The 21,303-nt window shown below is 59.1% G+C and carries 22 protein-coding genes and 2 tRNA genes; 9 read left to right on the top strand and 15 right to left on the bottom strand.

Annotated features, from left to right (window positions below):
* Positions 1 to 25 precede the first annotated feature (25 nt).
* Genes mtnC through SIB42_RS13975 form a run of 4 tightly spaced genes read right to left on the bottom strand, consistent with a single transcriptional unit; the run spans position 26 to position 2,511 of the window.
* Positions 26 to 784, bottom strand: a complete 759-nt coding sequence (gene mtnC / locus SIB42_RS13990; protein WP_067093875.1) for an acireductone synthase — start codon at positions 782 to 784, stop codon at positions 26 to 28.
* Complete coding sequence (gene mtnB, locus SIB42_RS13985; RefSeq protein ID WP_231856373.1) at positions 781 to 1,392, bottom strand: methylthioribulose 1-phosphate dehydratase; 612 nt, start codon at positions 1,390 to 1,392, stop codon at positions 781 to 783. The genes mtnC and mtnB overlap by 4 nt, the downstream gene beginning before the upstream one ends.
* Before the next feature lie 52 nt (positions 1,393 to 1,444).
* The gene (locus SIB42_RS13980; protein WP_067093879.1) at positions 1,445 to 2,296 is read right to left on the bottom strand and encodes a DNA-formamidopyrimidine glycosylase; all 852 of its coding nucleotides are present in this window, start codon (positions 2,294 to 2,296) and stop codon (positions 1,445 to 1,447) included.
* 5 nt (positions 2,297 to 2,301) lie between these two features.
* Complete coding sequence (locus tag SIB42_RS13975; RefSeq protein WP_066912053.1) at positions 2,302 to 2,511, bottom strand: photosystem I reaction center subunit IV; 210 nt, start codon at positions 2,509 to 2,511, stop codon at positions 2,302 to 2,304.
* A 156-nt stretch (positions 2,512 to 2,667) separates the two neighbouring features.
* On the opposite strand from SIB42_RS13975, the gene SIB42_RS13970 reads away from it, so the two are divergent.
* Together SIB42_RS13970 and SIB42_RS13965 are read left to right on the top strand one after the other, a co-directional pair.
* Positions 2,668 to 3,690: a hypothetical protein gene (locus SIB42_RS13970; protein ID WP_067093881.1), complete on the top strand. Its 1,023-nt coding sequence runs from the start codon at positions 2,668 to 2,670 to the stop codon at positions 3,688 to 3,690.
* A 42-nt stretch (positions 3,691 to 3,732) separates the two neighbouring features.
* Entirely contained in the window at positions 3,733 to 5,220 is a 1,488-nt protein-coding gene (locus tag SIB42_RS13965) for a RecQ family ATP-dependent DNA helicase (protein WP_067093884.1), read from the top strand.
* Between the two features lie 7 nt (positions 5,221 to 5,227).
* Here the strand turns inward: SIB42_RS13965 and SIB42_RS13960 are convergent, their stop codons facing one another.
* The gene (locus SIB42_RS13960) at positions 5,228 to 6,298 is read right to left on the bottom strand and encodes a LysM peptidoglycan-binding domain-containing protein (protein ID WP_067093887.1); all 1,071 of its coding nucleotides are present in this window, start codon (positions 6,296 to 6,298) and stop codon (positions 5,228 to 5,230) included.
* Between the two features lie 78 nt (positions 6,299 to 6,376).
* A complete protein-coding gene (locus SIB42_RS13955; protein WP_067094439.1) occupies positions 6,377 to 7,777 on the bottom strand; it encodes an aldehyde dehydrogenase family protein in 1,401 nt (466 codons plus the stop codon).
* Between the two features lie 118 nt (positions 7,778 to 7,895).
* Between SIB42_RS13955 and SIB42_RS13950 the strand changes: the two genes are divergently transcribed.
* Positions 7,896 to 9,557: an alpha-amylase family protein gene (locus tag SIB42_RS13950; RefSeq protein WP_067094445.1), complete on the top strand. Its 1,662-nt coding sequence runs from the start codon at positions 7,896 to 7,898 to the stop codon at positions 9,555 to 9,557.
* Between the two features lie 7 nt (positions 9,558 to 9,564).
* Here SIB42_RS13950 and SIB42_RS13945 read toward each other — a convergent pair whose 3' ends face one another.
* From SIB42_RS13945 to SIB42_RS13930, 4 genes are all read right to left on the bottom strand, one after another.
* Complete coding sequence (locus SIB42_RS13945) at positions 9,565 to 11,133, bottom strand: glycerol-3-phosphate dehydrogenase/oxidase (protein ID WP_067093890.1); 1,569 nt, start codon at positions 11,131 to 11,133, stop codon at positions 9,565 to 9,567.
* Positions 11,126 to 12,631: a glycerol kinase GlpK gene (gene glpK / locus SIB42_RS13940; RefSeq protein WP_067094442.1), complete on the bottom strand. Its 1,506-nt coding sequence runs from the start codon at positions 12,629 to 12,631 to the stop codon at positions 11,126 to 11,128. The genes SIB42_RS13945 and glpK overlap by 8 nt, the downstream gene beginning before the upstream one ends.
* A 227-nt stretch (positions 12,632 to 12,858) precedes the next feature.
* A tRNA-Thr gene (locus SIB42_RS13935) sits at positions 12,859 to 12,930 on the bottom strand.
* Positions 12,931 to 12,940: 10 nt separating this feature from the next.
* Positions 12,941 to 13,022 (bottom strand) — tRNA-Tyr (locus tag SIB42_RS13930).
* Positions 13,023 to 13,127: 105 nt separating this feature from the next.
* On the opposite strand from SIB42_RS13930, the gene aroQ reads away from it, so the two are divergent.
* From aroQ to SIB42_RS13915, 3 genes are all read left to right on the top strand, one after another.
* Positions 13,128 to 13,571 (top strand): type II 3-dehydroquinate dehydratase, encoded by a 444-nt coding sequence (gene aroQ, locus SIB42_RS13925; RefSeq protein WP_067094449.1) that lies wholly within the window; start codon positions 13,128 to 13,130, stop codon positions 13,569 to 13,571.
* On the top strand, positions 13,568 to 14,194 hold the full coding sequence (locus SIB42_RS13920) for a tRNA-(ms[2]io[6]A)-hydroxylase (protein ID WP_067093893.1): 627 nt from the start codon (positions 13,568 to 13,570) through the stop codon (positions 14,192 to 14,194). Before aroQ ends, SIB42_RS13920 begins: the two co-directional genes overlap by 4 nt.
* Positions 14,195 to 14,347: 153 nt before the next feature.
* Positions 14,348 to 14,590 carry a hypothetical protein gene (locus SIB42_RS13915; protein ID WP_231856374.1) on the top strand — a complete coding sequence of 81 codons (243 nt, stop codon included), beginning with the start codon at positions 14,348 to 14,350 and terminating at the stop codon, positions 14,588 to 14,590.
* 4 nt (positions 14,591 to 14,594) lie between these two features.
* Here the strand turns inward: SIB42_RS13915 and SIB42_RS13910 are convergent, their stop codons facing one another.
* A complete protein-coding gene (locus SIB42_RS13910) occupies positions 14,595 to 15,140 on the bottom strand; it encodes a 1,2-dihydroxy-3-keto-5-methylthiopentene dioxygenase (RefSeq protein WP_067093896.1) in 546 nt (181 codons plus the stop codon).
* Positions 15,141 to 15,225: 85 nt separating this feature from the next.
* Between SIB42_RS13910 and cobI the strand changes: the two genes are divergently transcribed.
* Positions 15,226 to 15,993 carry a precorrin-2 C(20)-methyltransferase gene (gene cobI, locus SIB42_RS13905; protein WP_413328179.1) on the top strand — a complete coding sequence of 256 codons (768 nt, stop codon included), beginning with the start codon at positions 15,226 to 15,228 and terminating at the stop codon, positions 15,991 to 15,993.
* Positions 15,984 to 16,616, top strand: coding sequence for a DUF4079 domain-containing protein (locus tag SIB42_RS13900; protein ID WP_369818432.1), 633 nt, complete (start codon positions 15,984 to 15,986; stop codon positions 16,614 to 16,616). The genes cobI and SIB42_RS13900 overlap by 10 nt, the downstream gene beginning before the upstream one ends.
* 3 nt (positions 16,617 to 16,619) lie before the next feature.
* Here the strand turns inward: SIB42_RS13900 and SIB42_RS13895 are convergent, their stop codons facing one another.
* The 3 genes from SIB42_RS13895 to SIB42_RS13885 are packed head-to-tail and all read right to left on the bottom strand — an operon-like array spanning position 16,620 to position 20,153.
* Positions 16,620 to 18,611 (bottom strand): glycosyltransferase family 2 protein, encoded by a 1,992-nt coding sequence (locus tag SIB42_RS13895; RefSeq protein ID WP_067093902.1) that lies wholly within the window; start codon positions 18,609 to 18,611, stop codon positions 16,620 to 16,622.
* Positions 18,608 to 19,612 (bottom strand): tRNA dihydrouridine synthase DusB, encoded by a 1,005-nt coding sequence (dusB, locus tag SIB42_RS13890; protein ID WP_067094458.1) that lies wholly within the window; start codon positions 19,610 to 19,612, stop codon positions 18,608 to 18,610. Before dusB ends, SIB42_RS13895 begins: the two co-directional genes overlap by 4 nt.
* A 52-nt stretch (positions 19,613 to 19,664) precedes the next feature.
* Positions 19,665 to 20,153, bottom strand: a complete 489-nt coding sequence (locus SIB42_RS13885; protein WP_231856375.1) for a hypothetical protein — start codon at positions 20,151 to 20,153, stop codon at positions 19,665 to 19,667.
* 174 nt (positions 20,154 to 20,327) lie between these two features.
* Between SIB42_RS13885 and SIB42_RS13880 the strand changes: the two genes are divergently transcribed.
* Positions 20,328 to 20,792 carry a DUF1823 family protein gene (locus SIB42_RS13880; protein WP_067093908.1) on the top strand — a complete coding sequence of 155 codons (465 nt, stop codon included), beginning with the start codon at positions 20,328 to 20,330 and terminating at the stop codon, positions 20,790 to 20,792.
* Between the two features lie 3 nt (positions 20,793 to 20,795).
* Here SIB42_RS13880 and SIB42_RS13875 read toward each other — a convergent pair whose 3' ends face one another.
* Positions 20,796 to 21,179 carry a L,D-transpeptidase gene (locus SIB42_RS13875; protein WP_067093911.1) on the bottom strand — a complete coding sequence of 128 codons (384 nt, stop codon included), beginning with the start codon at positions 21,177 to 21,179 and terminating at the stop codon, positions 20,796 to 20,798.
* Positions 21,180 to 21,303: the final 124 nt, after the last annotated feature.

Raw genomic sequence — 21,303 nt, 5'->3', positions numbered from 1 at the left:
GCATTTTGTTGTTGTCAGGTTCAATTCAGCGCTGGTTGTTGTGCGCTGCATTGATCTTCTCGAGATCGACATCGTAAAGTTGTTGTACGACTGCGTGCTCGCCAGGGTCTTGATGTGGATTGCCTTCGCGCAGGCAGAACACAGTGTTCATGCCTGATTGCCAGGCTGCATCGCATTCGCCTGGGTGATCGCTGATAAACAGCACTTGGTTGGATTGAACGCCTAGTTTTTGAGCAATGATTGTGTAGCTTTGATGGGCAAGTTTGGATCCTGTGCGTGTGTCAAACCAGTGGTCAAAGCGATCCGTGAGGTCTCCTTCGCTTGTATGGGCGTAGAGAAGCTTCTGGGCCTGAATGCTGCCAGATGAGTACACGGCAAGCGTGATTTCCTTGTGTTTCCAGCGATCGAGTTGTTTGCATACATCGCTGAATAGGGGTGATATCAGCTCGCCTGATAAGTAGCCTTGCTTCCAGATTATGCCTTGTAATTCCTTGAGGGCCGTCGACTTTCTGTCTGATTGAATCAGGTGCTGTAAATACTCTTCCACCTCCTTTGTGGATGGAGGCTTTTGAGTGGTTTGGCTCAGCATTGTTTTACTGGTTGGATCCGAATCAGCCAGCCATTCATTGATGGCTTCATCCACTAATGCATCAATCTCAGCATCGCTTGATCTGGTTATCAATGCTGCATTCAGATTCTTCTGCGCGAAAGGAAACAGCGTCTGGCTGACAAAATCGACGGGGCAGGTTGTTCCTTCGATATCCAGCAGGATGGCCCGAATCATTGTTGGCACCGCATAACTGATTGTCTCCAGCTGAGCTCCAAGAGGAATTCGAGGATTTCAGTATGACGACGAGCTTCTTTCAGGTTGTCGCCCCAGGCGTAGAGGCCATGGCCTGAAACCAGCAGCCCATGGGGAGCTTCACTCAATCGTTCGGCAGCTGTTTCGCTCAGTACCTGTAGATCCTGATTGTTGGCAATGATCGGTACGTTGACACTGGTGTCATGGGTGGTGACTCCCTGCAGTCCCTTCAACATCTCCCAGCCCTCAAGAGTCACCTTGCCTCGCTCCAGCTCCGTTTGCGACAGCAGCGTTCCTGATAGGGAATGGGTATGCAGCACGGCCCCGGCTCCGCAACAGTCAATGATGCGCAGATGCAGCAGGGTTTCTGCACTCGCTTTGCCTCCTCCTCGGATGACGTCACCGTTGCTGTTCACTTCGATCAGTTCTTCGGGTTGGACTGAACCCTTGTCGACTCCGCTGGGTGCCATCAACAATCGCAGAGGTTCATGCGCCACCACAACGCTGAAATTGCCTCCAGTGCCATCGCACCAACCCCGGCGATGCAGCAGTTTCATCGTGGCTGAGAGTTCTTCAGCAGCCTCAACCAACGCTTTCGCTCCTCCCGCGTTCCATGCTTCTCCGTCCTATCGCACCCGAGATTCAGGATTGGCAGGTGGGGCACCAATGGGTGCTACGACCGGAAAGTTTCACCCGATCAATGGCAGTGCCACAGTTCAAACACGGTTGCCCGGTGCGTCGATAAACCGCGGCTTGTCCTCCGTAATTGCCGTTGACGCCTTCGAGGTCTCGGAAATCACTGAATGTTGTGCCACCAACGCCGATGCTGATCTCGAGCACATGCACAAGGCTGTCGCACACGTGTTCCAGTTGTTTGCGGTTGAGCCTGCCTGCTGGTGTTTGGGGTGCAATGCCCGCTGCAAACAAGCTTTCGTCGGCATAGATATTGCCTGCGCCTGCCACCAGTGATTGGTCCAGCAGTGCTGCCTTGATCGAGCGTGTTGATCCTTTCAGCTTCTTTTGCAAATAACCGGCATTGAATTCTTCGCTGAAGGGTTCGGGTCCTAGTCGCTTCAATCCGGTGATGACGGATTCGGTGGCTGTTCCTTGAGGAACCCACCACATCTCTCCAAAGCTGCGTACGTCGACGAAACGCAGCTCCTGCTCCCTGGTATTCCAGAAGCGCGCCCTGGTGTGCTGGCAAGGTTCTGTGGGTTCTTCGTGCCACTGGAACTGGCCGGTCATGCGCAGATGCACTCCCCAGGAGCCACTGGGCTCGCCAGTGCTGGGATCCAAGAGCTGGGCAATCAAATATTTGCCGCGTCGCCGCCACTCGCCAACGGTCTGGCCTGCAAGACCACGGCAAAAAGCTGTCGCGCCCCCAGGGCTTGCCACGGCTCTTTCTCGGAGGATTTCGGCCTCTTGAATGACAAACGATTGAAGACGGTTCGCCAGTCCCCGACGAACCGTCTCAACTTCCGGAAGTTCCGGCAAGAGAGTCAGGCCGGTTCGAGTTCGTCGAGCGCGAAGTTGTTGGTGTTGATGCCACCGTCCGAACCTTGCAGGCCGTTGTAGTTGACCTGTTCGAACCTGACCACGACCGGGTAACGGATGCCGGAGGTGTCGATTGAGGCGACCTTGCCCACATCGTTGAACCAGAAGGACTCAGGGCGCTTGATCCGCACCATGTCACCGCGGGAGATCGCCATCGCTTCGTAGCAACTAAAAGCACATTGAGCGTATCTCTAGGTCTTTCCCTGGAGTGCTGTTGCGTCACACAATGTCGCCCTGATCAGCTCTTTGCCAGACCTGCGCCATGCCAGCATCCAGCCTCTGGACTGCTGCCTGCCTTGCTGCCAACGAACATGGAAACTCCAGTTCTGGAGCTGGATCTGCCAGATCCTGATCAGGACGACATCAGCACGATGGAGTTTCTGGCTCGCTTAGAACAGGCCTGGGCTGTCTGTGACAAGTTCGATCTGCAGACCGAAATCTGGCGTGGAAAGATCCTCAAGGCCGTTCGTGACCGCGAAAAGAGGGGTGGAGAAGGACGTGGCGCTGGATTCCTGCAGTGGCTCAGGGAGCGGGAGATCAGCAAAACCCGGGCCTACGGCTTGATCCAGCTGGCGGAGTCGGCGCAGGAGATGCTGGGTGAGGGGGTGCTCGAGGAGACCAGCGTCAATCAGTTCTCCAAGCGCGCCTTTATGGAAACCGCTCAGGCGGCTCCGGAGGTGCAGCTGATGATCTCTGAAGCTGCCAATGAAGGGCAGGAGATCACCCGCAAGCAGGTCCGACGGCTCACGGACGAGTTCATGGCTGCCACCAGTCCTCTGCTGCCTGAGGAAATTCGACAACGCACCCAGGAGAATCTGCTGCCACCAAAAGTGGTTGCGCCGCTGGTGCGTGAGCTGGCCAAGCTGCCGGAGCCACAGCAGGATGATTTGCGCAAGGTGCTGCGCGATGAGCCCGAGCTTGACCGCATCAAGGATGTGACCCACACCGCGCGCTGGATCACCAAGGCGACAGAATCCAGTGTTGCCGTCCGTGCCTTTCAGCAGGGTGAGCTTGATCTGGAGAAGGCCATGCAGGAAGCCCAGAGGCTGGATGCACTGGGATTGCTGGCTGATGCAGTCGGTCAGGCTCAGTCCCTGGAATCGGCAGTGCTCAAGCTGCACACGTCCTGGCGACGACTTGGTGGTTTGCAGGAACGGCTTTGGGTGGAGAGTGGCAGCAGCACTCCGTATCTCCGAGATGTGCTCTCGGCGCTGCAGAGTCTCAGCGGAGCGACGCTTCGGGTGTCTTTAGGTGAGTTGGCCGGGGGTAAGCGGGTGCGACTCCAGCTGGTTGAGGAATCACCGGATCAGCTGGATCCTCCTCCGCTCCCCTAGATCTGGTGCTCGATAGGCTGGGCACACCATCTGTGGAGTGCTTTGGACCTGCTGCTGGATGCGCTCAAGCGCCATTACGGCTGGTCTGAGTTCCGGCCAGGGCAGCGTCCCGTTGTGGAATGCCTGTTGCAGGGGCAGGACTGCCTGGCGGTCCTGCCGACTGGTGGTGGCAAGTCACTGTGTTTTCAGTTGCCCGCTCTGGTGAGATCAGGTCTCGTCGTGGTGATCTCGCCTTTGGTGGCTCTGATGGAGGATCAGGTTCTCCAGTTGAGACGTCGAGGCATCGCAGCGGCCTGTCTTCATGGAGGAATTGATCCAGTTCAGCGGCGACAGACTCTTTCGCAGCTCAGCGACGGATCCTTGCGGCTGTTGTATCTCGCTCCGGAGCGTCTTCAGGGTGAAGCCACCCGTTCTGTTCTGCAGGAGCACGCCGCTACAGGACAGCTGGTGGCGCTCGCTGTCGATGAGGCTCACTGCATCAGCGCTTGGGGCCATGACTTCCGTCCTGATTACCGCCGGCTGGGTGAGCTGCGAGCCCTTTGCCCAGGGGTTCCTCTGGTGGCTCTCAGTGCTACGGCAGCCCCTCGGGTCAGAGCAGATATTCTTCGCCTTCTGCATCTCAGGCGGCCGCTGATCCAGGTCGGATCGGCCCGACGTCACAACCTTCACTACGCCATGCGCCGCCGGGTTGGTGATCCTTTGCAGGATGTGGTTGATGCATTGGAGAATGCCCGTGGCGCTTGTTTGATTTACGCCCGCACCCGTGTTTCGGTGGAGCGTTGGACAGAGCGGCTCTGTGCCAACGGGATTCAGGCCATCGCCTATCACGCAGGTCTTGAACCTGAAGTTCGACATCGAGCGCTGGAGCATTTCCTGGGAGCGCAGGATCCTGTCTTGGTGGCCACGGTGGCGTTTGGTATGGGGGTAGACCGGTCGGACGTCGGTCTGGTTTTGCATCTGGATCTCCCGAGCACGCCGGAGGGCTATCTGCAGGAGTCAGGTCGTGCAGGGCGTGATGGCAAGCCAGCTCACTGTCTGGTGCTGTTCTCGCCGAGAGATCGAACCAGTTTGGGATGGGCGATGCAGAGCGCTCTGCGCCGGTCATCCGCCAGCGATGCCGCCGAAGAATCGCGTCGAATTGAACTGGCGCAGCAGCAGTTGCGCCGTATGGAGGCTGTGGCAGAGGGAGAAACCTGCAGAGAACAAGCTCTGCTGCTGTCCGTCGGTGAACTAGTTCCTCCCTGTGGCCGCTGTGACCGCTGTCTTTCCAGTACATCAATGAAGGACTGGTCTGACCAGGCCACGGCTGTTCTGGAGTTGCTCGCGGAGGTTCACGGCACAGATTCCCGCAGACTGAGTGAACGACTCAATGCTGAAGAAGGTCGTTCGGCGCACTGGGGATGGCTGACGCGGCGGCTGGTTCAGGAGGAGTTGATCCATGAAACCGATGACGGCAGCCAGCGTCTGTATCTAAAGGAAAGTGGCCGGCGCTTTTTGCGTCAGCCCTGGCCTTTGCACTACGCCGCTTAAGCCGCGTTCAACCCTTTGCTGCCATGCAGCGATCCTTCACGAGAGCCTTCTCGAATTCCGACTGGGGTGCAATCCAGTTTTTCCACTTCCCGTTGGCACCAGTGGCATTGATTTTTTTGGCGGAGCAGTTCACCGCCACGTAGAGAGACTGTCCAGCGCTGTTCAGTGTCGGAGCTACTTCGCTCCCACCCATCGACTGCCAGTTTCCCCAGTCGACTTGAAGGGGGCCATAGTTCCGCCAGGAGGCTGGCTTCGGCTGCACGCTTGTTGTCGTTGTTGCTTGGGTCGCCTTGGCAGTGGTGACAGGTTTGACAACTTCGGGCTTCACCTCACTGGGTTTCACAGCCGCTGGTTTGGCGGCAGAAGTCTTGATGCTTTCGGGCTTGGTTTGGACTTGTGCTGGCTCCTGCTGATCAGGCTGGCTTTCGGTCAGCAATGGTTGTTGCTCAACAGGTGTTGTCGCCTTGGATGTGGCTGTTGATGTGTTGCTGGTGCTTTCGGTGGAGCGCAGCATCAGCTGGGTTCCGATATTGACCTGATTAGGGTTTTCAATCGCATTGATGCTCACCAACGATGTGAGAGGGATGTCGTAGGCCTTAGCGATCTGGCTGAGAGTTTGGCCGCGGGCCACGGTGTGGGTGATGGCATTGGGTTTGGCCTGAATCGGCACCGGCTTGGCCGTGGGTTTGGGCTTGGCCTGAGGAAGCACCGCGTTGCTGGGCAGCTTCAGGGTCTGACCGATCTCAACATGGTCAGCATTCGACAGTCCGTTCAGGGACATTAACTGGCGTTCACCAACTCTGTATTGCGCCGCAATCCCGCTGAGGGTGTCACCGGACTGCACGTTGTGACGCCCCTTGCCTGCTGAAACGCTTCCAGGCAGCCGCAGTGTCTGGCCGGCCTCCACATAGTCCGAGTTCCTGATCCCGTTGAGGCGCATCAGGCTGTTGATCGATACGCCGTAGCGAGCCGCAATATCCGAAAGGGTTTCCCCTGACTGAACCGTCACGTTGGCGGTATGACCGGCGAGTGGTGTCAGAGCCATCGCGGCAAGGACGGTCAGGAGAGTGCGGCGCATGCGTGAGCGTTGGCTGGGCGAAAGATAAGGCGCCTCCCGTTCAGCGCCAGTGCTGTTCTGAACTTGTTGTCGCGTCCTTCAGCTCAAGAGACGACGGAATGTTTCTGGCTTGAGGGTGTAAGGCGGATAGCGCTGGGGCAGATCCAGCCAGAATGGACGCCTCAGAACCGAGCGCTCGTGGGAAAAGGTTTTGAATCCCGCTTCGCCGTGATGGGCTCCCATCCCGCTGGCGCCCACGCCACCAAAGGGCAGATCGGGGACGCCACATTGCATCAACACGTCGTTGAAACACACACCACCGGAATGGGTGCTGTTTAGGACGAGTTCCTGATCACGATCGTTGCCGCCGAATAAATAGAGCGCGAGTGGTTTGTCCTGCTTCTGGATTCTCTGAATGGCTTCATTCAGGTCGTTGATCTCCAGCACAGGCAGCAGCGGTCCAAACAGTTCGTCGGCCATCAGCGGATCTTTTTCGTCTTGAACGGCGATCAACGTCGGTGCAATCCGGCGTCTGATCGGGTCGCACTCACCTCCGAGCAGCACGCGACCATCATCTTTGGCTTCCTGCAACAAAGCCTCCAGTCGGCCGTAATGACGGTCGTGAATCAGACACGCCAGAGATTCGGATTCGAGTGGATTGCTGCCGTAAAGCTTCAGCCGTTCCTCAGCGACGGCATGCAGCAGAGGAGTACGCAGATCGGATTGGACAAGCAGATGATCCGGTGCGATGCAGGCCTGCCCCGCATTGAATCCCTTCCCCCAGACCAGTCTGCGTGCCGTGATGGAAAGATCGGCCCCAGGCAGCACGATCGCAGGGTTTTTGCCGCCGAGTTCCAGGGTTACAGGCGTGAGGTTGGCGGCGGCTCCCTCCAGCACCTTGGCTCCGATCTGCCCGCCGCCGGTGAAAAAGATGTGATCGAAGCGTTGCCGAACCAATTGAGCGGCAACAGCTCCATCACCATTGACGACCTGGACCACATGGTCTGGGAAGTGCTCTGGCACCAGCCTCTCGATCAGCTCGGCTGTTGCTGGGGCATGTTCGGAAGGTTTGATCACGGCGGTGTTGCCGGCTGCAAGAGCGCTGACTAACGGCCATAACGTGAGACTGAACGGCAGATTCCAGGGGCCGATCAGCAGCACGCATCCGAGTGGTTCGCGGATCAGCTCGGCCCGGCCGGGCTGCTGCACAAGCGGCACACGGACTCGGCGTGGACGCATCCAGGTACGAAGACGCCGTTCCGCGAGTTTGAGTTCCTGAAGCAGGGTCACAACCTCAGCCATCCCTTCAAGATCGGGTTTGGCAAGGTCATGGCGAAGGGCCTCGAGAATCTCTGGCTCGTGTTGTGTCACGAGCTCACGCAGGCGCTGAAGCTGTTCACGACGCCAAGCTTCCGGCCTGGTGATTCCCTCCAACACAGGTTGTCTCAGCCGGTCCAGGTCGGTTTCGGTAAAGGGGTATGCAGCGTTGGCCTGGACCATGACGAGAAGAGCGTTCTGTCTGTGCAGGGCATGCTCGCAGTTTCGTGAGCTCAACCGTTGATGAGGGGATGACGCAGAGCACGATCGCCATTACACCGTGATCAGAGGCAACGGCCTGATGAGTCAGCAGCAGCCGTGGTGGAACGGCGCCGTCATCTATCAGTTGATCGTGCGCAGTTACCGCGATGGCAACGGTGATGGGATTGGAGACCTGCAGGGCCTGTCCAGCCGGCTTCCTTATTTGCGTTGGCTTGGGGTGGAAGCCATCTGGCTCACGCCCATCTACCCCTCACCGCTGGATGACGGCGGGTATGACATCACCGACTTCAAGGCGATCCATCCCGATCTGGGCGATCTCGCCGCGTTTCATCGTTTCCTAACGGCCGCACATGCGCAGGGGCTGAAGGTAGTGATGGATCTGGTGATGAATCACACCAGCACCCTTCATCCCTGGTTTCAGCGCGCTCGATGGGCCGCCAAGGGCAGCCCTGAGCGCGAGATCTACGTGTGGAGTGATGACCCGCATCGGTATGCCGACGCCCCAGTGCTCTTCCGCCATTTCGAGTCATCGAACTGGGAATGGGATGAGGTGGCAGGTCAGTACTTCCTCCACCGTTTTCTTCGCCATCAGCCCGATCTCAACTACGCCAATCCATTTGTCCAGGAGGCGATGTTGGATGTGGTGGACTTCTGGATTGATCGTGGTGTCGATGGTTTCCGCCTGGATGCCGTGCCTTTCCTGTGTGAGGAGGAGGGATCACGTTGTGAGGGGCTTCCGGAAACCCACGCTTTTTTACAGCGACTTCGCCAGCGGGTGGATTCCCATGGCAAGGATGTTTTGTTGCTGGGTGAAGCGATCCAGCCTGTTGAAGAAATTGCGCCTTACTTATTGCAGGATGAGCTCCACGGTGCCTACAACTTTGCGCTGACCGCTCACCTCTTTGCTGCGATCGCCAGCGGCAGTGTGGAAAATCTGCGCAATTGTCTGGAGAAGGCACAGCAAGTTGTCAGTGGCTGCCGCTGGGCATTGCCTCTGCGTAACCACGATGAGTTGTGGTTGGGTGATGGTCACCTGATCCCGGAGGAGGTGATCCAGACCATCCGTGCCGGACTGCATCAAGGACAGGGACATTGGCTCAACTGGGGAATTAACCGTCGCCTGGCGCCATTGCTCAATGGCGATCCGGGTTCCAATCGCGTTCTTCACGCCCTGTTGTACAGCCTGCCGGGGATGCCTTGCCTCTATTACGGCGATGAGCTCGGCATGGGCGATTGGCCGGGATTGCGTGACCGCGATCCCAATCGCACCCCGATGGCCTGGACTCCCGCGCGTAACGGGGGCTTCTCCACCGCACCTGATCCACTGTTGGTGCTGCCGCCGATCACAGCTCCCGGCTACGACTACCGCGTGGTGAATGTTGAAGTGCAGAAGCAGCTGCCTGGTTCACTGCTGAACTGGCACCGGCGCATGCTCACTTGCCGGCGACTCTTGCCGGCGCTGCGACATGGCAATTTCGAGCTGTTGAAATGTGCTCATCCAGGTGTGATCAGCTATGTGCGCTGTGACGGCAGCATGACGGTGTTGGTGGCGGCCAACCTGTCAGCAGCAGGGGCTTCTCTGCACCTTGACCTCAGCCGTTGGAGCGGTGTGCGTACGCGTGAGGTGTTCTGGGGTTGTGAATATCCCCATGCTTCAGAGCATTGGTTTGTCTATCTGCCGGCCCATGGATTCAGCTGGTGGCTGATCGGTGAAGTGGAGGACGTGAACGCTGAGCAATGAAATCTGATCAGTGACTCAGTTCAAGAGGTGCGCTGTTGCCATGGCCGCACTGCTCAAGCATTTGATTCACCACAGGAGCCAACCGTTGCGCTTCGTCGCGGTCAACCATGGCCAGCCGCGTCCGCCGGGCCAGCACGTCCGTGATGCTTCTCGCCTTTTCGGTCTCAATGGCATGCCGCAGCTCTCCGCTGCAGATGGGCATCACCGGGCTGAGAGGTTCACGCTCTGCTGTTGACCAGCTGTTGACCAGGGCTTCCGCATTGAGGCCATGACTGCTTTCAAGATGTTTGATCTGTTCCGCTTGCTGCGGCGATTTCAGCAACAGATCCTGGAGGGTTGAGCGTTGTGCAATCAGACGCTTTGGGGTTTGCAGGGGATCGCGGTCTGAGCCGATGAGAGGCAGTTCCTTGGCCCGTGGCAGTGACTGTCCCAATTGCTTCGCGACGGCCGTGAGGGTGTCGAGAGCCATGGGACGGCAGGTGGTCCATTTGCCGCCCATCACGCTCACCAGCCCGCTGGGCATCGTCTCCACCTCGTGCTCGCGCACAACACGGCTGCTGTTCATGTCGGCATCGGCTGGTTTGAGCAGGGGTCTTCCTCCAGCCCAGCAACTGCCGATGTCAATGCTGTTGAGGCCTGGGAACCATCGCTTTACGTAGTCGAGGAGATAGCTCTGCTCCTCATCGGAGGGCACAGCTGCCTGCGGATGGCTGCAGGGCGCGTCGGTTGTTCCGACCAGTGTGCTCCCGAAGAAGGGCAGCATGAACAGCACCCGGCCGTCATCGGTGGAGGGCAGCAGCAGGCCGATTCGTTGCGGACAGAGACGCTGCTTCAGCACCAGATGCACTCCACGACTGGTCAGCATGCGTTCCTGGCACTCGGGTTCGGCCATGCGCCTCAGCGCATCGGCATGAATGCCGGTGGCGTTGACCACCACGCGGGCTTGCCAGCGCTCTCTCTGGCCATTGGCGTTTTCGCTGATAGCTGCGCACAGCTTCCCGTGGCTGTCTTTCTCCAGCTCCACCACCGGTGTCCGCGTGCGCACGACCGCCCCGTGTTGCTCGGCGCTGAGTGCCATCAGCAGGTTCAGCCTGGCATCGTCAAACTGCCCATCGCTGTAGGCAACCCCTCCGCTGACATCGTTGCGTAGCTCGGGCAGCGCTTGGTGCAACAGCGTCCGAGACAGCAGCCGGCTACTGCCGATCCCTGCACGGCCTGAGAGGGCGTCGTACATGCCGAGCCCGAGGCGGTAATACAGCTGGCCGATTAGCCCATCTGTGGGCAGAGCCAGTTCAAGGCGATGGGCAAGAAACGGCGCCTGTTTCAGCCAATGCCCGCGTTCCAGCAATGCTTCTCTCACCAGTCGAAGCTGAGCGGCGTCGGCGGTTTTGAACGCCAGTTCGAGATAGCGAACACCTCCGTGTAAGAGCTTGGTGCTGCGCGAACTTGTGCCGCCACCAAGGTCATGGCCTTCGAGCAGGGCCACCTTCAGCCCTCGGCAGACCGCTTCGTAGGCCACGCAGGCTCCACTGGCCCCGCCGCCAATTACCAGAAGGTCGAAGCACTTGTCAGGCATGCCAGTGCAGGCTCCTTGAGATGGCGTCGCTCCATTGCTTCATCCAACGCTGGCGTTGTTCAGCACTAAGCGAGGGTTCAAACACTTCGGCCTGCTCACCCCGGAGGGATTCCAGATCCTTCAGGTTGTTGATCAGTCCTGCCTGAACTCCTGCCAACAGTGCGACACCACGGGCGGTGCTCTGTAGGTAAGCAGGACGTCGCACCCTCAGCCCCGTGCTGTCGGCCTGGGCCTGCAGCAGTGGATCCGATGCGGCTGCACCACCATCCACGGCCAGCTCCCCGAGTCCATGGCCGATGGAATGCTCCGCAAGTTGCACCAGTCCTGCCACCGAGAGTGCGATGCCATCAAGGGCGGCACGGGCGATCTGGCCGCGACCAGTGTCGCGGGTCAATCCGATCAAAAGGCCCCTAGCGCCAGGATCCCAATGCGGTGTTCCCCAGCCTGTGAAGGCAGGAACAAGCATCACTCCACCTGCATCGGCAACGCTGAGGGCCAGCTGGTTGATCTCTGCCGCTGTCTCGATGATTCCCAGTCCATCCCGCAGCCACTGCACCACCGTGCCGGCGTTGAACAAGCTGCCCTCAAGGCAGTAGGTGGGCTTCCCCTGGTCGTCGGTCCAGCCGAGAGTGCTCAGCAACCCAGCATCACTGCGTTGAATGCTGCTGCCTGTATTCACCACCAGAAATGCACCTGTGCCGTAGGTGCATTTGGCTTCGCCTGGTTGAAGGCACAACTGGCCGAGTGTGGCGGCTTGTTGGTCGCCTAGCAGGGCATGGATTGACACTCCTGCAAAGGGGAGTCCTGATGCGATGGTTCCAAAGTCGCTACGACAGGGCACCAGCTCCGGCAATGCACTCAACGGCAGCCCGGTTTGCTCGCAGAACGCATCCACCCACACACGTTGTTTCAGGTCCATCAGCAGGGTGCGGCTGGCATTGCTCATGTCGGAGCAGTGCCGCTTTTGTCCGCTGAGGTTCCACAGCAACCAGCTCTCTACGGTCCCGAAGCAGAGATCATCATTTGCGGCAGCACTGGATGCGCTTGCCTCATGCCGCATCAGCCAGCGAATCTTGCTGGCGCTGAAGTAGGGATCGAGGAGCAGGCCGGTGCGAGCTCGCCATTCCTGCTCAAGGCCTTCTTCTTTCCACTGTTGACAGATATCGGAGGTGCGGCCGTCCTGCCAGACCAAGGCGGGGCCGCAGGGCTGCCCATCGCCGCGTCGCCACAGGATCGTTGTTTCCCTCTGATTGGTGACTCCGCAGGCCACCACAGCGCCCCTCTGTTCTTGGCTGATGGTCTTCTCCAAGCGCTCCATCGCCAGGCGCTGGCTCTCCCAAATGTCCCTGGGGTTCTGTTCCACCCATCCGTCAGCTGGATAGCTGATGGCTAAGGGAGCGCTGGCACTGGCAACAGGGAATCCACGCGGGTCAAAGAGAGCGGCGCGTGAGCTGCTGGTGCCCTGATCCAGTGCAAGAAGGAGGGGCGTTGCTGCCATAGCCGAGACTTTTTTTAGTGCTAGCGGCACTGGTCGGCTATCGCCACTCGATGTTGAGGTCTTATCGCCAAGCCAGGTTGTTCTGTTGCACGTTTTGATCCATCGACCGCGAGCTTGACAGCTGCGCTCGGGAGCTGAGGCAATTCTGACCTCCAGGAAACGTCCTGAGAGGCAATCCATCCTTGATTGCCTCTGGACACAACACCCGGTGCCTGGGTGTTGTGTGAAGCCCTTGTCGAGACTTGAACTCGAGACCTCTCCCTTACCAAGGGAGTGCTCTACCGCTGAGCTACAAGGGCTTGTGGTGGATGGGCCGGGTTGGATTTGAACCAACGTAGGCAGAGCCAGCGGATTTACAGTCCGCCCCCATTAACCACTCGGGCACCGACCCGAACCACCCGAAGAACTTACCAGTCGGCCTGGCGATCCTTTCAGCGATCTGTGCCTCTCGTTGGTTCTCGATACGATCGAGTTTCAAAGGAATTCTCGTAAGGCCATGCGCCTGCTGCTCATCAACGGCCCCAATCTCAACCTGCTGGGGCAACGAGAGCCTGGCCTCTATGGACTACAGACGCTCGAGCAGATTGAGCAAGATTTGAAACAGCGTGCGACGGCAGCAGGCGTTCAGCTGGACTGTTTTCAAAGCAATTTCGAAGGTGCGCTGGTAGAGCGCGTCCATCAGGCCATGGGTGAGGTGAACGGGATTCTTGTGAATGCAGGCGCCTACACCCACACGTCGATCGCCTTGCGTGACGCTTTGCTGGGAGTGGCCATTCCCTACGTGGAGCTTCATCTCAGCAACACGCATGCCCGCGAGCCATTCCGCCATCACTCATTTCTGGCCGATCACGCGGTTGGTGTCGTGAGTGGTTTCGGGCCTTTCAGCTATGACCTGGCCTTCGATGGTCTGCTGAATCACCTGCGTCAAGCTGCCGTATGACCATCACCTCGTCGGTGACGAGCATCCGCTGGCTTGCAGCGCCCACCAGTCGTCGCTGGGTTGAGCAGGCCATTGCCAGGCCAATGGAAGTGCTGATCGACCATGCCCATTGCGAACGCAAAGCGGCTGGGGCGGCAGTGCAGCTGATGTTCCGCTACTTGTGCGAACCAGGCCTGGGCGAGGCCCTCAGTCCGCTGGCGCGGGAAGAGCTTGAACATTTTGAACGGGTGTTGAAGCTGCTCAAGGACCGGGGGCGCTATCTGGAGCCGCTGCGCTCTCCTGGTTATGGGGCATGGCTGGCCAAGCAGGTGCGCCGGGCAGAGCCCGGGCGCATGCTCGATTCTTTTTTGGTTGCCGGCTTGATCGAGGCCAGAAGTCATGAGCGCATGGCACTACTGGCTGAGCACAGTCCGGATCCAGACCTGCGCTTGCTGTATGGCGACCTGCTGAAGAGCGAAGCCCGCCATTTCGGTCTCTACTGGGTGCTATCTGCAGACCGATATCCAAGGGACGAGATTGTGCCTCGGCTTCAAGAGCTTGCCGCGGCTGAGGTGGATGCGCTGCGCGGGGAGCTCTCTGCACCGGAGGCTGTGCGCATGCATTCAGTGGGAGTTGATGCCTGATCAGTCATGACCTGTCGATCTCTGGATGGAGACGAGGCTTTTTCAGTTGGCCAGGGCCAGACGCGGCAAGTTCGTAATCAGAGTCCAAAAGAAGTCTGAAGAGACGCGCCATGGGCTCTGGGTCACTTCTAGAATTGACCCAGTCAATTTGCGATGTCGATGCCTGACCCTGTGATCGCTGTTGCTGATTCGTTGCAGGCCCTGCGTAATGGCACCACCGACGAACAATGGGATGGTCTCAAGTCCAACCCCCTGGTCCGTGATCTGATCGGGCGTTGTGCCGACCTGGAGGCTGCGATGCTGCTCGATGATCAGGCATTGGCGGCCGAACTACCCACCAGTCGGATCGCATCGTTGAAATCTGCTGTCGACGCGCGTCTGTTGCTGGCGGCCTGAGTGTCTAAGACGGTCGGAGGCGGGGGTAGCGCTCGGCGATTGGGTCTCCGGTGAATTCTGCGACCCACCCGTTTGGATTGTTGAAAAACCTGAGTGTGCAGAAATAGGGCGTTTCGCCCATGTCAAACCAGTGAGGTGTTCCTGCAGGAACACTGATCCAGTCGTTTGTTTCACAGAGCACCTGCACAACTTCATCGCCGATGTGCAGGCAGAACAGACCGCAACCTTCTACAAAGAAACGCACTTCGTCCTCTGCGTGGACGTGCTCTTTCAGAAACTTTCGGCGCAGGGAGACACGATCCGGATGATCAGGAAGCACCCTGATGGCATCAACGCTCGGGTAATGCCCTCGAGCCTGCGTTCGTTCGATTTCGCTTTTGTAGTTGTCCAGGATCTGTTGAGGTGAGGCGTTGCCATCCGGCCGATGGTGTGCCGGCCATCGTTCGAAGCCAATGCCCCGTTGCTTCAGCACATCTTGGATCCGCCTGCCTTCCTGGGTTTTCAGCAGGATGGTGTTGGACCGTGCCGAATACAGCGTCAGTTCGCTCATGGGCCTGAAGCAATCCTGAAGCAGTGCATCAAGGCTCCTTCCACCCTGTTCAGCATGCTGGATGGCTGGTTGGCTTGCATTGCCGTTGTCCATCACGTCCGAGTTTTCCCAAGATCAGCTGGTGTTAGTGGGCGTAGGTCCCGGGGATCCCGAGCTGCTCACCGTTGCTGCCGTTCGAGCTTTGGAAGCTGCTGATGTCGTTGTCCATCCCATCGCTTACGAGGGGGCTGAAGGGATGGCCCTGGCGATTGCATCCCGCTGGATTCGGCCTGATCAGCGTTGTCTGCCTCTGTTGTTCCCCATGGTGACTGAATCTCAGCCACGAATCGCAGCCTGGAGGCAGGCGGCTGATGTGTTGGCTGCAGAGGTCAGATCTGGCAACCGGGTGGTGCTGCTGTGCGAGGGGGACGTCTCACTGTTCGCGACCGGGAGCTACGTGCAACTGGCTCTGCGGCGCCATCACCCTGATGTGCCGTTCGTTTTGATTCCAGGCATCACGTCGGTGAGTGCTGCAGCGGCAGCAGCGGCCAAAGATTCTTTCGATTTCCCTTTGGCGTTTCAGCAGGAGGGCTTGCTCATTCGTCCCTGTCCGGAAACGCATGCTGAGTTGATCGCCTTGCTGCAGAGTGCTCGCAAGACCTCCACGGTGCTGGGTTTGATCAAGCTGGGGCAGCGCTGGTCTTGGGTGCGAGCGGCTCTGGAGCAGGAACAGCTGCTCGATCGTGCCCTCTTTGCGCAACGGGTTGGTTGGCCAGATCAGTGGGTGGCATCGGCTCAGGCGGTGCCCGACGATGTGAGGCCTTACTTCTCAATGCTGCTGATCCGTCAGCAATGGCCTGAGGTATTGCCTTGATCGCCGCATTGCAACCGCTGACACCCCTGCAATGGCTGGCGCTGGTGCATCCGGTGCTGATCATTCTGTTTGTGTATCCGGTGATCGGCGCCACGATCCGCCTTGGAATTCTGGCCAGGGAGAGGCGTCTAGAGATCAACCCCATCGCTCCAACAGTGCCTGTTGAACATGTTGATCACGGCCGTTGGGCAACGGCTGGTCTGCTCGTGGCTGTGCTGTTTGCTTTGAGTCATGACTTGGCTGCCGCCGGCGCCGGTTTCAGCATCTGGGCGGTGGTCATCCTTCAGGTGTGCGGCGTTGTGCTGTCGTTTGTGGCCCTCCTGCGCACCCGACGACTGGCCCTGAGGCTGCTGTTCTCCTGGAGCTGTTGGCTGTTTCTGCTACTGATCACGATCCAGCCTTTGCTGGTGAGTGAGCGTGCGCTGGCTGCTCCTGCCGTCTGGCAGTCTCACGCCTGGGGCGGACTATTGCTGCTCTCTTTTCTGCTGCTGACCATGGCCTGTCAGCGAGAGATCGCCGGGCGCCTTTGGATTCGCCGTCTGCATGTTTCTGTCAATGTTCTCGTGGCCCTTTTGCTGGCGACTCAGGCCATCACGGGGACCCGTGATCTCTGGCTTGGTTGAGTGTCACTGCAGCGGGGTCTGTGGCATCAGGCAGCGGTGGAACGGGCGTCGTGACGGCAGGATGACCAGGCGACTGATCAGGGCAATCAATGCTCGCCACTCAGGCGGTGCCTGACGTTCCGGCCAGCAGCCTGGACGGCAGAACAACCAGAGGATGAGCTGTTGTCGAGTCTGGTCGCTGAGTTCTTGCCAGCGAAGCGCCAGTCGATTGCCTTGAGTGCGTTCCCAAGCAACTGGCAGTGGCGACACGTCGTCTGTCCAGCGAAGCCGCTTGATCTTCAGCTCAGCTGGCAATGGAGTGTCCAGCTCCAGCTCAGCGCCGCTTTCGCTGAGCGCCGTGATTCGACAGGGTCGCCGCTGCCCGTCGCTGTCTTCCAGCTCTGCTGGCAAGCAAGCGGCCTGCCATGGGGCCGGGTCGCGTGCGGGTGGATCCCAGCAAACGCGCAGTGAAATCCAGAGGCTTAGAAGGTTAATCACTGCCCAGGTCAGGCCAAGCGGCCGCGAGTCGAGAATCTCGCTGTCCAGTGGTGTTGTCGTCACCAATCCGAACAGGTTGATGAGGTTCAGCAGCAGCAGTGCCAGCAGGGGGATCACCAGAACGAGGCTGAAGCTGCCCCGATTGCGTTTCTGGTGTTTTGGTGTCACCCGAAAACCACCGATGTACCCCATCAGATTGGTGAACACCGTCAGCGTCAGCGGCACCGTCAGCACCCAGCCGGTGAGTTCGCTCAACAAGGCTGTGCGTGAGCCGCGGTTGATCCATCCGATGCTGAGCAGAAGTGTGGCCCAGAGCGGCAACAGCAGCCGGAGAGCTTCACTGCTGCTGATCAGAATGGGAACAGTACCAAGCAGGCCGTAGCTGAGTGGCATCAGCATCAGCACCAGCCGGGGCATGTTGTTGAACCAGTGCACAACGCCTTCGAGGTAGGCCATTCGTTCCCCGAAACGAAGCTCGCCTGGGCCCAGTGGTCCATCGCTCAGTCGCAGGCTTTGCAGCGTTCCATTGGCCCAGCGCTGGCGCTGACGCACAAAGTCGGCCATGGTTTCCGCTGCAAGTCCAGCACTGAGCTTCTGTTGGAGATACAGCAGTTTCCAGCCCTTGCGTCGTAGCCGTAGCCCCGTCACGAAATCCTCTGAGATCGCCTGTTCCTTGAATCCTCTGACTGAATCAATGGCGCTGCGTCGAGCCAGAAAAGCAGTGCCAGCGCAAACCACTGCTCCCCAGCCATCGCGGACGGGTTCGATCCATCGATAGAAGCTCTCTTCGTCGGGCAATAACCAACGCTCCATGCTCAGGTTCCGCATCACTGGATCCGCATTGATGAAGGTCTGCGGGGTCTGAAGCAGCCCAACCGATGGGTCCTGGAGAAAGCCGATGCAGCACTCGAGAAAGTCTCTCTGCGGAATGAAGTCAGCGTCGAAAACCGCCAGCAGCTCTCCGCTGCAGTGCTGAAGTCCGTCATTGAGATTGCCTGCTTTGGCGTGGATTCGAGTCGGTCGATGGCGGTAATGGCACCCGTGCCGAAGGGCTAGTTCTCTGACTTCGTCACGGCCGCTGTCATCCAGTACCCACACGCAATGGTTCGGATAGTTCTGATGACAACAAGCGATCAGGCTGCGTTCCAGCACCTCAAGGGGTTCGCCGTAGGTGGGCACGAGAATGTCGACCATCGGCCGCCAGTCGCTGCTCTGCCATTGTTTTTTCAGTTGGTCGATCGTGCTTCGACGGTCGGGGAAGCGACGCCAGGCCAGCCATAGCGGCAACAAGCCCGACAGCAGCAGCCAGGCTTCCGCTGTCAACAACAACAGGCTCAACCCTGTGCTCAGGTGCGTGCTCAGGTTGAGGCTGCTGGTGATTCGCCAGTGCAGATACCTGGCTGTCAGCAGGCTGATCAGCACAATCAGGCTGCGTCGCTTCCAGATGGGGCTCTGCTGCTCAGGCTGTTGCCTCAACCACAGGGGCCACGCCAGCAGCATCAGTGGCAGCCAGTTCAAGCCAACTGCTCCTGTTGCTGTTGAAGCAGTGTCAGTGCCTGATCAGGGGTGGGTGCACGCATCAGTTTCTGGCGGAACTGTGATGCACCGGTGAATCCTGTGCAGGTCCAGCTCATGTGTTTCCGCGCGATCAGCAGGCCGTGATCTCCCCGCGACTCAACGAGGGCCTGCAGTTGTTCAGAAGCCAGCATCAGGCGTTCCCGCGGACCTGGAGTGGGGGGAATGGCGCGACCGGTCAGCGCCGCATCGATCTGCCCCACCAGCCAGGGCGCTCCCATGGTGCCTCTCCCCACCATCACCCCATCGGCACCGGTCTTTTCGAGGCAGCGCAAGGCGGCGTGAGGGTTGTTGACGTCGCCATTGGCGATCACCGGAATGCTGAGTGACTGCTTGACCGATGCAATCGCTTCCCAATCCGCGGATCCGCTGAAGCGTTGTTCCCGTGTACGACCGTGCACGGTCAGCAGCGTGGCGCCCGCACCCTCCAGCTGTTTGCACCAGGCCACTGCCGCTTGATGGGAGCCTTCGATTTGTACTTGATTGCACCATCCCAGGCGTGTCTTCACCGTGACAGGAACGCCGACGGCTGAAGCCACAGAATCCACGATTTGGCAGGCCAGATCGGGATCGCGGATCAGGCCGCTGCCGCCACCTTTGCGGGCGATTTTTCTCACGGGACAGCCCATGTTGATGTCGATCAAGAAGGCACCTGCGTCTTCAGCTCGTCGGGCTGCATCGGCCATTGACTCGGGTCTGTGATCAAACAGCTGGACGCCGATGGGGCCCGTTTCCTCGCTCAGCTCATCGACTTTGCCTCTGCCGTGGCCGAGCTCAAGACTCGTGGCGTTCACCATTTCCGTGAACAGCAGAGCATCCGGCGCCCAGCGTCTGACGAGCGCGCGAAAAATTTTGTCGCTGACTCCTGCAAGCGGAGACTGCAGCACGTTGCAGCGCAGAACGCGTTCAACGCTGCTTCCCTTCAGCCGCAGACCCCTCACCATCGGGATTGGATTCAGTTCATACATCCTCGCTAACTGCAGGTTTCAAGCGGTTTCAGGACGCGGACTCATCCAGTCCGAGCCGGGCACGGGTGTCGCGAACCTGGGCTTCGATGGCGTTGCGTAGCCAGGACTGGTTGGACCAGTCTTCGCACTGAGCCAGTCGCTCCAGGTCCTGCATCAGATCCAGCGGCAACCGAAGGGTTACGGTCTGAATGCTGTGGGGACTGGCCAGTCCCCCCTGATGGGGTGCGTCGAGATGCAGAACTTGCACTTTCAAAACCTGAAGCCGTGTGCCGGTCCGAGGCTGCCGGTGTCTCGCCTGACGCACGGTCAAGCGCACCGGACAACCAGCACAAATCCGTTGCAGAGCTTTATTGCCGAGAGGAGCGTCACGACGGTCGGCGAACACGGGTGTGCTGATGCTGTTCTTGCCGCTGTAGCTGAAGCACACTTTGCCTTCCACATCCCAGGGAGGTCTTGATGATTCACTCCTCTCAGGGGTCTTGAGTCGTCGTCGTCTATCGCGTCTGGCCGTTGCCATGACCTCGTGGGGAAGTCGAAAAATCAGACGCTGCAGGCGTGCATCACCAAGAAGCGTCGTCTGCGGTTCCAGGACTGTGTCGAAGACGTAGAAGCTACGAAGTTAATCGAGGTGCTGCAGGGCATGTCGTGTCATCCCTTCCCCCTCAGCGGCTGTCGATGACAGCATGCGGCGATGTCCTCACACTCCTGGAGCCTGAGCCGGGCCCTACTCATGGCGATCCTTGAAGATCGGCTCAGCGACCGATTCGTGGCGTCGCTGGTCTGGGAGCGATTGGGCTATCTACCCCCTGAGGATGGTGCGGGGTCATGGCTGGCAGGCCCTGCGACGCCCGCCGCCTGGAGAGAGGCTTTCCCGGAAGCTCCGCAGGTGATTGCTGTGCGGCCCGCTTCGGTGCGTCTGACCCGGTCGATTCCAAAGGAATCCAAACAGCTGCTGAAGCAACAGCTGCAGTTCGGCGGCTATCGAATTCATGAGCTCTATCCAAGGCGCACTCGCCGCGCCACGGCGGTGAATTGGTTACTCGCCTGGTTGGTCTCAGCTGGTGAGCTGCTGCCAGAGGAAGGAGCTCTGCCGCCTTTGCTCGATGCACCGGCGGATCCGGTGCGGGGGCACCCCGGAGATCCGCCGGTGGAATGAGCCTCACACCTGAATGACCACCTTGGTGCCCTTGAGCGTGTTTTCAAACAGCCAGCGAGCCTGATGCGTGGGCATGCGGACACAGCCATGACTGCGGGGAACGCCGAAGGCCTGGCCGGCGTCTTCCTGCCAGGGAGCTCCGTGCATGCAGATCATTTCGTTTGCGGTGATGCACATCGCATAGGGCACGCCGGGTGCGACATAACCACGGCCGCGCATGGTGACGGAGCGATATTTGGTCAGCACCTTGGCTTCTCCAGTGGGAGTTGGCGTGGATGCCTTGCCGGTGCTCACGGGGATGACCCGCATAATTTCTTGGTTCTGGTCGTAGACGGTGAGCTGTTGATCTGAGAGGTCCACCACCAGGGTGGCGATCAGTTCGAGCATGATGGTGTGACAGCAGGTTCACTGACCTATCGCTAGCTGTCTCATTCGAGTCTTACTGGTCTCGCTCGGAAAGAATTCCCATTCCTGTTGGCGAAATGAAAAGTTGAGCGGCTTCCCTTTTGGG

Origin of the sequence: Synechococcus sp. MIT S9508 (genome assembly GCF_047303045.1) — a bacterium.
GTDB lineage: Bacteria > Cyanobacteriota > Cyanobacteriia > PCC-6307 > Cyanobiaceae > Synechococcus_C.
The sequence above is the reverse complement of the archived record's forward strand: the minus strand, read 5'-3'. Positions and strand labels throughout refer to the sequence as shown.

Coding starts and splice junctions, on each gene's coding strand:
- aroQ (WP_067094449.1), top strand. CDS start 13,128: ATGCGCCTGCTGCTCATCAACGGCCCCAATCTCAACCTGCTGGGGCAA.
- SIB42_RS13975 (WP_066912053.1), bottom strand. CDS start 2,511: ATGGCGATCTCCCGCGGTGACATGGTGCGGATCAAGCGCCCTGAGTCC.
- SIB42_RS13910 (WP_067093896.1), bottom strand. CDS start 15,140: ATGAGCGAACTGACGCTGTATTCGGCACGGTCCAACACCATCCTGCTG.
- SIB42_RS13950 (WP_067094445.1), top strand. CDS start 7,896: ATGAGTCAGCAGCAGCCGTGGTGGAACGGCGCCGTCATCTATCAGTTG.
- SIB42_RS13875 (WP_067093911.1), bottom strand. CDS start 21,179: ATGCTCGAACTGATCGCCACCCTGGTGGTGGACCTCTCAGATCAACAG.
- dusB (WP_067094458.1), bottom strand. CDS start 19,612: ATGGTGAGGGGTCTGCGGCTGAAGGGAAGCAGCGTTGAACGCGTTCTG.
- SIB42_RS13880 (WP_067093908.1), top strand. CDS start 20,328: ATGTCCTCACACTCCTGGAGCCTGAGCCGGGCCCTACTCATGGCGATC.
- SIB42_RS13885 (WP_231856375.1), bottom strand. CDS start 20,153: ATGGCAACGGCCAGACGCGATAGACGACGACGACTCAAGACCCCTGAG.
- mtnC (WP_067093875.1), bottom strand. CDS start 784: ATGATTCGGGCCATCCTGCTGGATATCGAAGGAACAACCTGCCCCGTC.
- SIB42_RS13955 (WP_067094439.1), bottom strand. CDS start 7,777: ATGGTCCAGGCCAACGCTGCATACCCCTTTACCGAAACCGACCTGGAC.
- SIB42_RS13960 (WP_067093887.1), bottom strand. CDS start 6,298: ATGCGCCGCACTCTCCTGACCGTCCTTGCCGCGATGGCTCTGACACCA.
- SIB42_RS13970 (WP_067093881.1), top strand. CDS start 2,668: ATGGAAACTCCAGTTCTGGAGCTGGATCTGCCAGATCCTGATCAGGAC.
- SIB42_RS13945 (WP_067093890.1), bottom strand. CDS start 11,133: ATGCCTGACAAGTGCTTCGACCTTCTGGTAATTGGCGGCGGGGCCAGT.
- glpK (WP_067094442.1), bottom strand. CDS start 12,631: ATGGCAGCAACGCCCCTCCTTCTTGCACTGGATCAGGGCACCAGCAGC.
- SIB42_RS13915 (WP_231856374.1), top strand. CDS start 14,348: ATGTCGATGCCTGACCCTGTGATCGCTGTTGCTGATTCGTTGCAGGCC.
- SIB42_RS13920 (WP_067093893.1), top strand. CDS start 13,568: ATGACCATCACCTCGTCGGTGACGAGCATCCGCTGGCTTGCAGCGCCC.